General features: G+C 46.5%; 8 protein-coding genes, 1 tRNA gene and 1 pseudogene. 3 read left to right on the top strand and 7 right to left on the bottom strand.

Going from position 1 to position 11,513, the window contains the following annotated elements:
- A pseudogene (locus JGK14_RS19220) lies at positions 1-938 on the top strand (RNA-guided endonuclease InsQ/TnpB family protein); the annotation flags it as partial.
- Positions 939-1,094: 156 nt separating this feature from the next.
- On the opposite strand, the gene JGK14_RS19215 reads toward JGK14_RS19220, so the two are convergent.
- The 6 genes from JGK14_RS19215 to ribBA all read right to left on the bottom strand — a co-directional run bounded on the left by JGK14_RS19215 (position 1,095) and on the right by ribBA (position 9,686).
- The gene (locus tag JGK14_RS19215) at positions 1,095-1,646 is read right to left on the bottom strand and encodes a hypothetical protein (protein ID WP_293197318.1); all 552 of its coding nucleotides are present in this window, start codon (positions 1,644-1,646) and stop codon (positions 1,095-1,097) included.
- 724 nt (positions 1,647-2,370) lie between these two features.
- Positions 2,371-3,375, bottom strand: a complete 1,005-nt coding sequence (locus JGK14_RS19210; protein WP_293184266.1) for an RNA polymerase sigma factor, RpoD/SigA family — start codon at positions 3,373-3,375, stop codon at positions 2,371-2,373.
- Positions 3,376-4,287: 912 nt separating this feature from the next.
- Positions 4,288-6,024: a helicase HerA domain-containing protein gene (locus tag JGK14_RS19205; RefSeq protein WP_293184264.1), complete on the bottom strand. Its 1,737-nt coding sequence runs from the start codon at positions 6,022-6,024 to the stop codon at positions 4,288-4,290.
- A 318-nt stretch (positions 6,025-6,342) separates the two neighbouring features.
- A complete protein-coding gene (locus tag JGK14_RS19200; RefSeq protein WP_293184262.1) occupies positions 6,343-6,489 on the bottom strand; it encodes a hypothetical protein in 147 nt (48 codons plus the stop codon).
- Entirely contained in the window at positions 6,483-7,922 is a 1,440-nt protein-coding gene (locus JGK14_RS19195) for a pentapeptide repeat-containing protein (protein ID WP_293197319.1), read from the bottom strand. The genes JGK14_RS19200 and JGK14_RS19195 overlap by 7 nt, the downstream gene beginning before the upstream one ends.
- A gap of 27 nt (positions 7,923-7,949) precedes the next feature.
- A complete protein-coding gene (ribBA, locus tag JGK14_RS19190; protein WP_293184258.1) occupies positions 7,950-9,686 on the bottom strand; it encodes a bifunctional 3,4-dihydroxy-2-butanone-4-phosphate synthase/GTP cyclohydrolase II in 1,737 nt (578 codons plus the stop codon).
- A 419-nt stretch (positions 9,687-10,105) separates the two neighbouring features.
- Between ribBA and JGK14_RS19185 the strand changes: the two genes are divergently transcribed.
- Complete coding sequence (locus JGK14_RS19185; RefSeq protein WP_293314282.1) at positions 10,106-10,384, top strand: ribbon-helix-helix domain-containing protein; 279 nt, start codon at positions 10,106-10,108, stop codon at positions 10,382-10,384.
- 247 nt (positions 10,385-10,631) lie between these two features.
- The gene (locus JGK14_RS19180) at positions 10,632-11,252 is read left to right on the top strand and encodes a DUF4339 domain-containing protein (RefSeq protein WP_293317822.1); all 621 of its coding nucleotides are present in this window, start codon (positions 10,632-10,634) and stop codon (positions 11,250-11,252) included.
- Positions 11,253-11,317: 65 nt separating this feature from the next.
- Here JGK14_RS19180 and JGK14_RS19175 read toward each other — a convergent pair.
- A tRNA-Phe gene (locus JGK14_RS19175) sits at positions 11,318-11,390 on the bottom strand.
- Positions 11,391-11,513: the final 123 nt, after the last annotated feature.

Raw genomic sequence — 11,513 nt, 5'->3', positions numbered from 1 at the left:
CGGAAAGAAAGGTTATCCGACTTTCAAGAAAAACAGTCGCTCAGTTGAGTATAAAGTCAGCGGCTGGAAACTCTCAGAAACTCGGAAGCAAATCACATTTACCGATAAAAAGGGAATTGGCAAGCTCAAACTAAAAGGAACGTGGGATCTTAATTTCTACCAAATCGATCAAATTAAGCGAGTTCGCTTAATACGTCGCGCTGACGGCTACTACGTTCAATTTGCAATCAGCGCTGACAACAATGTAGATACAACGCCAGCAGGTAAAACAGTTGGATTGGACGTGGGACTGAAAGAGTTTTATACAGACTCCGATGGTCATGTTGAACCGAATCCCAAGTTTTACAGAAAAAGCGAGAAACAGTTGAAGTTTCGACAACGCCGTGTTTCTCGCAAAAAGAAAGGCTCTGCCAACCGCAAGAAAGCAATTAATCGATTAGGGCGAGTACACCTCAAAATAAGTCGGCAACGTGAAGAACACGCCAAGAAACTGGCGCGTTGCGTAATCCAATCTAACGATTTGGTCGCCTATGAAAATTTGAGGATAAAGAATCTAGTAAAGAATCACTGTCTCGCTAAATCAATTAACGATGCTGGTTGGTATCAATTCAGAAAGTGGTTGGAGTATTTTGGCGTAAAGTTTGGCAGGGTAACTGTCGCAGTCAATCCTGCTTATACTTCGCAAAAATGTTCAAATTGCGGTGCAATCGTAAAAAAATCCCTATCCGTAAGAACCCACGCTTGTGAATGTGGGTTTGTTATGGATAGGGATTGGAACGCAGCGATTAATATTCTGAAATTAGCCTTGAGTACGGTAGGGCATACCGGAACTTGGGTCTTAAACCCGAACGCTTTGGGAGATTCGACCTCTACTTTGACGCTCAGAAATCCTGTCTGAGCAAGTTGAGTCTATGAACAAAGAATCCCCTCGCCTTTAGGCAGGGGAGTGTCAATATACCCAAGAAACCAAGAAAATCGCGCAGGTATTGGTTAGACGATTTTCACCAATGAATGCAACTGTAGGGAAACTCCAAACTCTTATGCAGTAAATCATTCCCAATTCTTTAATCCCCAATCGAAAATCGAAAATAGTATTAATTTCCCCAAACCTGCTGTTTGTGAGCTTCCTTGCAAATACCTAAAATGCGCCGATCGTTGTCGCTGACGGCCCAAATAGGGTAATACTGTTGCAGGTTTACGGAGTAGGGAGAGCGACTGCCGTCGTAAGTGTCCACTACTGTTAAATTTAACTGAGTTCGCTCCGCAGTGCCGTAAAAACAGTAAAAAGCAGACCGAGGCAGGTAAAAAGCGCCGACTACTTTACTCTGTCGCATTTCAAATACAAAATATTCTTTTTTAATTCGATCGGGCTGGCTCGACTGGCCGTAGAGGTATATACCCTCTGCTAAACCTGTGCTAGCGGTATCTGGCGCAGCATTTGGGAGGGATTGGGAGGTGAAAAGGCCGGATTTGATGTCCGATTGCTGTGCCTCGCCTAGGGGAAATTCGATGCTGAAGTTACCGGGCGAGAGAGCAAGGGCGATCGCCTCTAAAGTGCTTGTTAATACGATCGAATAAGTCAAAACCACTTGCTTGCCCCAAAGTTTCAAATACCTGCTGCGCCGCCCTTCTTGTACCTGTTTCAAAGAGATATTACAGAAACCGGGTATTTGGCTTAATCCTGAATATTAACTTGAATTTTCGATCGCCCGCCCGGTGGGATGGGCGGGAGAGCCCGTGCAGAAAGGACGGGCTCTCCCGCCCATCCCACAACAATCATCGAGCGTGTAAGTTATTAAATTTTCATTCCTTAGTTTTGATAAATTGCGATCGCCCATCAAGTGCGATCGACATCTTAAATATAGCGCTTTTCAAATCTCTCTTCTGTACTCGTCAGCCTACCAATTACCCATTATACCATTTTTCTAAAGATCAGATAGAGATAAAGGACGACAAGACGTTGTAATTCTCTCGTTTCCCTTGTTTGCAAAAGTCTGTCATAACTTTAAAAAAATGGTATTACTATCTGTACCTCACTCAGATCGTGTCCAGTGCATGACCATCACAAAAAGGGTTCGTAGTGCGGACTTCAGTCCGCATCTAAAAAGCGGACTGAAGTCCGCACTACGAACTTTACTTATTTTGGTCAATTGGCCAGAAAGCGGACTGAAGTCCGCACTACGAACTTTACTTATTTTGGTCAATTGGCCAAAAAGCGGACTGAAGTCCGCACTACGAACTTTACTTATTTTGGTCGATCGACCGGACATGATATCAATTCAAAATTGCTTGGGATAAAAGTATCCTTCCCGGAGGCGCCTGCACAAAAAAAGAGTTGAGATTTGGAGAAAATCTCAACTCTTTTAGTGACTAACTAGCCAAATATTCTCGGACTTGAGACTGACGCCGCCGCAGGTGGGCGAGGGCTTGATGTTCTAGCTGTCGCACCCGTTCGCGGCTGAGATTGAGCCGTTCTCCGACTTTCGCCAGAGACATTTCGGTGCCGTCTTCCAAACCAAAGCGCAGAACAATCACATCTCGTTGCTGGGGGGTCAGTTCTGATATCAAGGTATTGAGGTCTTGCCGCAGCAATTCCGAAGTAATGTAGTTGTCTGGAGATGCTGTTTCGTCTTCTAAGAGTTCTTGCAGTTCCGTATCTTGGTTATCTCCTACGCGCAAGTCCAAAGAAACTGGATGTCTTGCCATCAGCAGGTATTCCCTAATTTGGGAAGGTTGCAGTTCCAGGGCGGTGGCAATTTCCGCAGGCGAGGGAGAACGGCCCAACTGCTGGGTGAGTTCCCGCTGCACTTTTTTGATTTTGTTGAGTTTTTCGGTGATGTGAATTGGCAATCGAATGGTGCGGGCGTGTTGGGCGATCGCGCGAGTGATTGCTTGGCGAATCCACCAGTAGGCATAGGTAGAAAATTTGTATCCCCGCATCGGGTCAAATTTTTCGACTCCTCGTTCCAAACCGAGGGTGCCTTCTTGAATTAAATCCAAGAATTCCATATTGCGTTTCTGGTATTTTTTGGCGATCGCAACTACTAGGCGCAAATTCGCTTCAATCATCTTTTGCTTGGCGCGCCGCCCTAACTGCAAGATCCGGTTCAGTTCGGCTTCGGTCAACTCCATTTGGGCAGCCCACTCTTCATTCGTCAGATCTCGCTGCCATTCTTTAGCAAGCGCTTGTTTTGCTTCGATTAATTTCATCATTTGCTGTACCTGCTTCCCGAAAACAATCTCTTCTTCTCGGGTTAGCAGGGGTACTCGACCGATCTCGTGCAGATAGGTACGAACCGTATCCGTTGAGGAGTATGGCCGGCTGCCCATGCGATCGGCTTTCACTGTTTTGGTTTTGGGGGTGGTAGTGGACATGGGTGAGTATTGCACTCCTTGTAACAACAGATAAAAAGTTGGTGATACCCTGTCCCACTTTTACAAGTGGGATAAAGACTGCGACAGGGGGGATGTTACCCCTCCTGTTTATCGGTGACGATCGGTAGAAGCTTGTGGTATTGGATTACTTTTATGCTTGATTTTCCAGTAATCCCCGTCGATTTTCCGTAGCTTGCTAGCTTTAACGGCTAGTTCTAGGCGAAGTGAATTTGAGTTTACTTTTCTCAATATTATTCCAAATTTTGAGGCTCGTAAAGGGTAAAAACCTCTGTCTTAAGGTCAAGATTCTACATTTTTCCTTAAGGTTTTCAATTCCCTGCTAGTTTTAAGTGCAACTCAACTTCACAATACTCATGCAAACAGACTCAAGCAAACACGCTCATGCAAACAGACTCATGCAATTCGAGGGCTTTGTTTAGCTCTCTATTCCATCATCGCTTGAATTTTTCTCGCTGCCTAGATGCTGCGATGCGAGATAACCGAACTCGATCGCCGTATTCGCTGCGACTTACCGTTTAAAATATTTCTTGACATTTTTATTTAAATATGCTAATCAACTTTTGCTGTCAGTGAGTAAAGATATATTAAGAGCGGGATGTTTGGCTATTTGAGTTAAATTTTGCCGATCGACTGAACAATATTTAACCTTATCCAATTTTTATGAAGTTAGGGATGAGGGGTGACGGGTGTGAGGGCAAAAGCCCTTGCTTCATTCAGTTGACAGTTGACAGTTGACAGTTGACAGTTGACAGTTGACCGCTTGACAGTTGGTTGTTATTAGAATTTTTGCATAAATCTTCGATCGCCGGGCCGCAGATGCAAGGCAGATAAACACGGATAAACGCAGATTATTTTCAGATTGGACAGCTTGGGAAAGCAATCTTGTCTCATCTAAAATCCCAAATCCATTTTAGCAGATTCTGCCTCAGCAAACACTTGTTCATCCGGCATTTCTTGCCAGTCAATATCCCCAATTTCTTTGTAGAATTGCTCATCGTAGGGACGAGTCTGGACAACTACCGGCATCGGTACGGCGTGCCCCAAAACTAAAGCTTGCTGTTTTGAGTCGAGTTTGGCTAAAACCGATCGCAAACTCTGGCCTCCAGAAACGCCCGTAAAGATAGCATCGATGTCTTTATCGTCGTTTAGCAAAGCTGTGATCCGCGTGCCGACTTGCGACATCACCTCGCCGTCGATACCGGAGGGACGCTGGTCTACAATCAGCAGAGTTACGAAGTATTTTCGCATTTCGCGGGCGATCGTCCCGAAAATAGTCGATCGCACGATCGCCGGATCCAGAAAGCGGTGGGCTTCCTCAATGGTAATCACTAACGGTTGCGGGCGATCGCACGGATTTTTACTCATCAAAAACTTCTCAGCTTTCCGCACGTAAGCTCCGTGAATCCGGCGAGTAATCACATTTGCTGCTAACATATATGACAGCAAATCCGAGTGCGAACCAAACTCGATTACTACATTTTTCCCACTATCCAAACACTGCAAAACTTCAGTGACATAATTTTTGGGACAGCGTTTGCGAATGTATTTCAAATCATTTAAACGCTCTAATTTCCGCTGCAAAGCCATAATCGAAGATTTATTTCCCCGCTTTTCTTCGCAAAACATTTGAATATCTTCGTTGGTCATTTCCAGCAACTTGTTAATCCAACCCTTGCCCAACTCATTTCGCAAAATGATCGCATTTTCGATACTAGCTTCCGACAAATTTAACTCCCGCTGGACTAGCGAGATATCTTCCACTTCAATTTCCTCGAAACTCAAAAACAACTCTTGAGCATCGCGGACTCCCCGGCGCTTTGTAGACTCTGGATCGAGAGTATAAATCTGTATTTTATCGGGAAACAACTGCCGCAAACCTTTAACAGTGCTAAATTGTTTTCCTTCGGAAACCGCTTCCCACCCGTACTCCGAGTGCATATCAAAAATTAGATTGACAGCAGCTTGCTTGCGAATAATGCCCGACAGCAGCAAGCGCGTCAAAAAAGATTTTCCTGTTCCAGACTTACCAAAAACTCCGTTGCTGCGTTCCACAAATCTGTCTAAGTCCAAGCACACAGCCACGTCCATGTCAATCGGTTTGCCGATCGCAAAATTGCGGCGATATGGATCATCTTCCCAGCCAAAAACCGCTCGAAAATCGGTTTCTTTGGCATCAAACACCTGGGAAAAGTGGCTGGGAATCGTTTTCACCGGCAGCAATTCCATATCGGCGCCACTTTGCGGCTCAAAAGAACCCAAATTTCCTAAAGCCAGCTTTTTATCGGGGACTCCGTTACCTGTGGGATTGAAGATGGCTTGAGATTTTTCTTTTTCCGCAGTCAGCATCAACATGGGCGCAAGCTCGATCGTACCGTAGGTGCTGCTACCTGCGAGGACTGCGAGGAGAAAATCGTCGTTGGGGTTGGGAGGATTGGATAAAATCCGACTGCTGGATGTTCCAAGAGACACATCGGTGAGCATACAGAAAAAGTGCGATCGTACCCCCCGCACTACTAAAAATTTCCCCACCCTCATATCTTCCACTGAAACGTCGGCGTGCAGTCGCACTTCTAATCCCTTGCTGAGGGAACCTTGAATAACAGAGCCTAACGGTTTGTCATTAATCATTAGTCAGTTGTCAGTTGTCAGTTGGCAGTTGTCAGTTGTTAGTTGTTAGTTGTTATTTGTTATTTGGGGAGCATCTCATTTTTGAAAAAAGCATTTTTCATTATAGTGCGAGCGTCCCCGCTCGCGAGCAGTATAATCGCGAGCAGTATAATCGCGAGCAGTATAATCGCGAGCAGTATAATCGCGAGCAGTATAATCGCGAGCAGTATAATCGCGAGCAGTATAATCGCGAGCGGGGACGCTCGCACTATATGCAAAACTGAGATGCTCCCGTTAGTTGTTAGTTGTCAGCTTCCCCGCTCGCGGGTCGTTGGGTTGTTAGTTGGCAGTTGTTAGTTGTGATTCGTCAGTTGTGATTCGTTTTTGTTTATTTGTTATTTCGTAATTATTAGCAACTAGCAACGGCCAACTGCTAACTGTCAACTGCCAACTGCCAACTGCCAACTGCCAACTGTCAACTACCATTCCGATTCTAATGGTAGTTCAAAGAAACTCGGATTCAGATCTACATCAGTCAAATCCGTTTCGCTCAAATAAGCATCAGTCAAAGATACCCCTTTTAAACTTGCGCCTTTAAGATTTGCACCTTTAAGGTTAGCACCTCTGAGATTAACTCGGAATAAATGAGCATCGCTCAAGTCTACTTCAGTTAAATCGGCTCCCTCCAAATTTACTCTCATCAAATCTGCTTTTCTGAGGTCAGCTTCGTTTAACTTCGCGCCGCTGAGGTCGGCTTTTGTCAAGTCTACACCTCTCAAGTCGGCGCCGCTCAAGTTAGCGAACAGCAAAGTAGCTCCGGTGAAATCTGTTTCCCTCAAGTCGGCATCGCTCAAATTAGCGCCGCTGAGGTCAGCCCTTGTTAAGTCTACACCCCGGAGGTCAGAAGAACTCAAGTTTACTTGATGCAAAATTGCGCCGCTTAAATCGGCTCCTCTCAAGTCTGTTCCTTCCAAGTTTGCACCTTTGAGATAAGCTTTTTTTAAACTAGCTTTACTGAGGTCTACATTTTTGAGATTGACCGAACTCAAGTTAGAACCGCTCAAATTAGCTCCGCTTAAATCTGACCCATTTAAGTCGGCTCCGGTTAAGTTCACCCCTTGCAGCGATACATTAGGAGCAATTAAATAAGCTCCGCCCAGACGGGGGTCAATGCCTTCTGAAAACAATGTTTGGTTGCTGTAAACAGCTTTTTCTAAAATGACGCCGCTGAGACTGGCTTCCCTCAAGTCCGCTGCGCTGAGGTTGGCTCCTGCTAAGTTTGCCCGATCGAGCTTTGCTCCAAATAAAATAGCTTTATATAAGTTTGTCCGCCGCAAATCGGCCCCTTTTAAATCGGCTCCGGTCAAATCTACCATAGCCAGATTTAAGCCCGGGAGCGAGGCATTGGGAGCTAGCAAAATTGCTCCCAATGCAGCGGGGTCAATATCGTCGGGAAACATTGTCCGGTTGTTGTAGACTGTCTTGTCTAAAATAACGCCAGTCATCTGAGAGCCTCGCAAATCTGCTCCACTGAGATTGGCTCTGGTTAAGTTGGCTTGCTGGAGATTGGCTCCAACTAAATTGGCCTTGATCAAACTTGCTTGTTTGAGGTTGGCTCCCGTGAGTTCTGCTCCCACGAGAGTAGCTTCTCGGAGGACAGCACCGGTCAAATCGGTTCTGGTGAGGTTGGCTAAATTCAGAAATGACTCAGCTAAATCCGCCCCGCTAAGATTGGCGCGGGTGAGATCTGCTTCGATCAGATCTGCATACCTGAGAATTGCGTCGCTCAGGTTGGTTTCTCGGAGGTCTGTTCCCCTGAGGTTCGCTCCCCGGAGTTCTGCACCGCCGAGGTTGGTGCCTTTAAGCGGTTGTCCCCTGAGGTCGAGCCGGTGCAAAAAGTCACCAACGTTCATTTCCATATCGATTCGCCCTTTCTAGTCTTGACCTTAGCTTGACATTCCGAGGGCAGAATCGGGAATAGCGGAAAAACTATAGATTTTTTGAGGTTGAAGTTTCGCACAGGCGGACGCGACTTGTTCCAGGGGCAAGCTTTCGCGATCGAGCTGGACTTGCAGGGTTTTGAGCGGATCTGCGCCGGAGGAAACCATGAATTCTAATGTTTGCAAGTCGGGTTCTGTGCTGATAGATTCAAGAATTTGCCCGATCGCCCTGACGTAAGGATGGTTTGGATCTTTGTACCAATCGGGGGCTGCGAGTCCGGCCTGGTCGAAGCCGAGGTGAACGATGAGGGAGCTTTCTCCGAACAGGGCTATTCCCACCGGCCGCGCTTCTTCTTGCAGTAGTAAATCGCGACTTGCTACCAAATGCCGCAGTTTCTCAAGGTGTTCGTACCGATTTTGAATGGCCGAATCTTCCTCTTTTCCTTCTTCCTTCTTCCTTCTTCCTTCTTCCTTCGTTTCGTACTGAATCGCTACTGTGACTAAATAAGTTTGCAGCAGCATATGACCTAGTTTTTCGGCTTTGGTTGCCAGATAGATCGAGTTGTAATCTGTGGCTTCAATGAGTAAGGGGACGCGATCGACTACTTCAATGCCGTAACCTTTCAAACCGGCAATTTTTCGCGGGTTGTTGGTAATCAACCGAATTTTTTCCACTCCCAAATCGTTAAGCATTTGTGCTCCAACGCCGTAGTTCCGCAAGTCGGCGGGAAAGCCCAAGCGTTCGTTAGCTTCTACGGTATCGTATCCGATATCTTGCAGCGAGTAAGCTTTGAGTTTATTGACCAGTCCAATCCCCCGACCTTCTTGGCGCAAGTAAACTATGATGCCGCAACCGGCATTTTCGATCATTTTCAGTGCTGCTTGCAGTTGCATCCGACAGTCGCAGCGCAGGGATCCCAAAGCATCTCCGGTCAGACATTCGGAATGCACCCGCACCATCACGGGTTTGTCTTTAAATTCTGCCGGGTCGCCCTTGACAATGGCAACGTGTTCTGAATTGTCTTGAGTGTCGCGGTAGGCGTAGATCGTAAACTCGCCGAATTCAGTCGGCAATTTGGCGACTGTTTCGCGGCGGACAAATCGATCGTGCTTGAGGCGGTAGCTAATTAAGTCAGCAATGCTGATGATTTTGAGGTTGTGGGTTTTGGCGTATTCGATCAATTCGGGCAACCTCGCCATCGAACCGTCGGGGTTTTGAATTTCGCAGATGACGCCGCTGGGATAGAGGCCGGCGAGTCTGGCGAGGTCAACGGAGGCCTCGGTGTGACCGGCGCGTTTGAGGACGCCACCGTCGATCGCCCGCAGCGGGAAAATATGACCGGGACGGCGCAAATCTTGAGGTTTGGTATCTGGGTGGATGGCTACTTGGATGGTGCGGGCGCGGTCTTCGGCGGAGATGCCGGTGCTGACGCCGTTGACTGCATCGATGCTGACGGTGAAGGCGGTTTGGTTGTTGTCGGTGTTTTTGCTGACCATGAGAGGCAGTTCTAGGCGATCGAGTCGATCGCCAGTCAATGCCAGACAAATCAAACCCCGGGCCTGTACTGCCATGAAATTGATATTGTCGGGGGTGGCGAATTGGGCGGCACAAATCACGTCGCCTTCGTTTTCGCGGTTTTCGTCATCGACTACTACCAGCATCCGACCTGCTTTCAGGTCTGCCAGGGCGCTGTCAATTGAGTCAAATTGAAAGGATTGAGTTGAGGTGTTGTTGTAGGGCACTGAGGAGTTCAAGCTATAAACAGTATTGTTATGGAAATAGAATCTATTATTGATTGTAGCCTGTTGTTTCCGGCTGGGTGATTCTCCGAGTCAGATGAGTTTAACACCATTTTCGAGCTTGCATACTAGAAATAATCCTTTTTGTCAATCAAAAATTGCCAGAGTATTTCATGAGTTCGATCGAGATTCCGAGGCTTTTAGGGAAAGAGAAGGAAAATTATGTTGACTCTAAATCGGAATTTGTTCGATATTAATGCGATCGTTATAGCGCGGTTGAGTTGTTGATTTAGCAATTGTGGCGATGACGAAAGCAGCGACAAGCGATCGGATTTGTAATCAGGAAGGGTTTTGGGGCGATCGAGAGTGCCCGGATGTAGCGCTATTGTTAAAACATGGATCAGTCTGAGGGAGGTGGCGTAATGAATATTACTTTAAGTCCAGAGCAGATGCAATTGATCGAGGCGCAATTGGCGCAGGGGTCGTTTAGTTCGCCCTCAGAGGTAATCACCAAAGCCCTCCATACTCTGGCGCAAACCCAGAAGCATTATTCGCAGTGGGAGGAGGAACTGCGTCAGTCGATTGAGCAAGCGGAGGCGGAACTATCGCGGGGTGAGGGAATTCCCTTAGAGAATGTGCGAGAACAATTGCAGGAAAAGTTTTGCAAAGCACGAGAGTGTGTCAAAAACTGTGAAACTTAGTGAAATTTCCGAATATGCGACATATTTACCAAAATTTTGAGGCAATGTTTCCCGATGAAAATAGAGCGTTTATTGACAATTTCAAATATTTGGGTTGATCGAATCATCAAGTCTGGTCTTTTTACAAATACAAAAGCTGACCCTAACATCTGATAAAATCTTATTATCAAAACAATACTTTTCTACCAGATGACCGCAATATTGTTATGTTCTGGGAAAATAGTGATACCCATCATCTACCAGAAAAATGACTAATTCTAAGCTGTCGCGCCGCAAACTGCTACTTTTAGTTACTGGGGCTTCAGCTCTAGTCGCTTCTATTCCGGTTTACGCTCAAAAAAAGAAGCGACCTCGCGGCAATCGACGGTATTACGGAGATAAAGACTACTCAGATTACGACAACCGCTCTAGTCCAACTCCTACACCAGCCCCGACCCCAGCGCAGCCAGAAAAATACAGCCCGCCTCATCCTGCGTTAATACCTGCCGTTGGGGGAGGCGTTTTTAGTTTGTTTGGTGTCGTAGGTGCGTGGCTTTGGAAGATCAACCACAAAGCCTCTCAAAAATTGGCAACTTCTTCGCCTTCTACAAATCGTGGCAAGACGATCGATCCCATAGAGCAAGAACTCAATCAGATGAAATTTGAATCGGGTATGAACCGAGTCAAATCCGTGAGACGGGTGGCATCACCTCCCGAGGCTTCTGAATGGTATGTATTTCGCAGCGGTCAACCTGAAGGGCCATATACCAAATTGCAACTATTGGAGGTTCAGAAGATTACCGATCGCACCAAAGTACGCCGCGGTGAAGCCGAGTGGCAGCGCGCTGGTGAAATTCCCGAATTAGCGCAGTTTCTGACTGAGAAATAAATAATTGACTGCATTGCCCGCATTTTCCCCAATAAAAAGCCCTCAACTTTGTGAGGGCTTTGCGATGCCAAGACGGAGATTTGAACTCCGGACACGTGGATTTTCAGTCCACTGCTCTACCAACTGAGCTATCTCGGCTTGTTTTTTTACGCTTAACTACCTTAGCAGACACATACGGAATTTAGCAAGCATTTTTTCAAAATAATTTTTAGAGCGCCCGGAACCGCCCACCTGTAAGCTAAAAACTGCAAGCTAAAATCC

Source organism: Microcoleus sp. PH2017_28_MFU_U_A (genome assembly GCF_020738035.1).
Classification (GTDB): domain Bacteria; phylum Cyanobacteriota; class Cyanobacteriia; order Cyanobacteriales; family Microcoleaceae; genus Microcoleus.
This window is presented reverse-complemented; position numbering and strand designations above follow the sequence as displayed.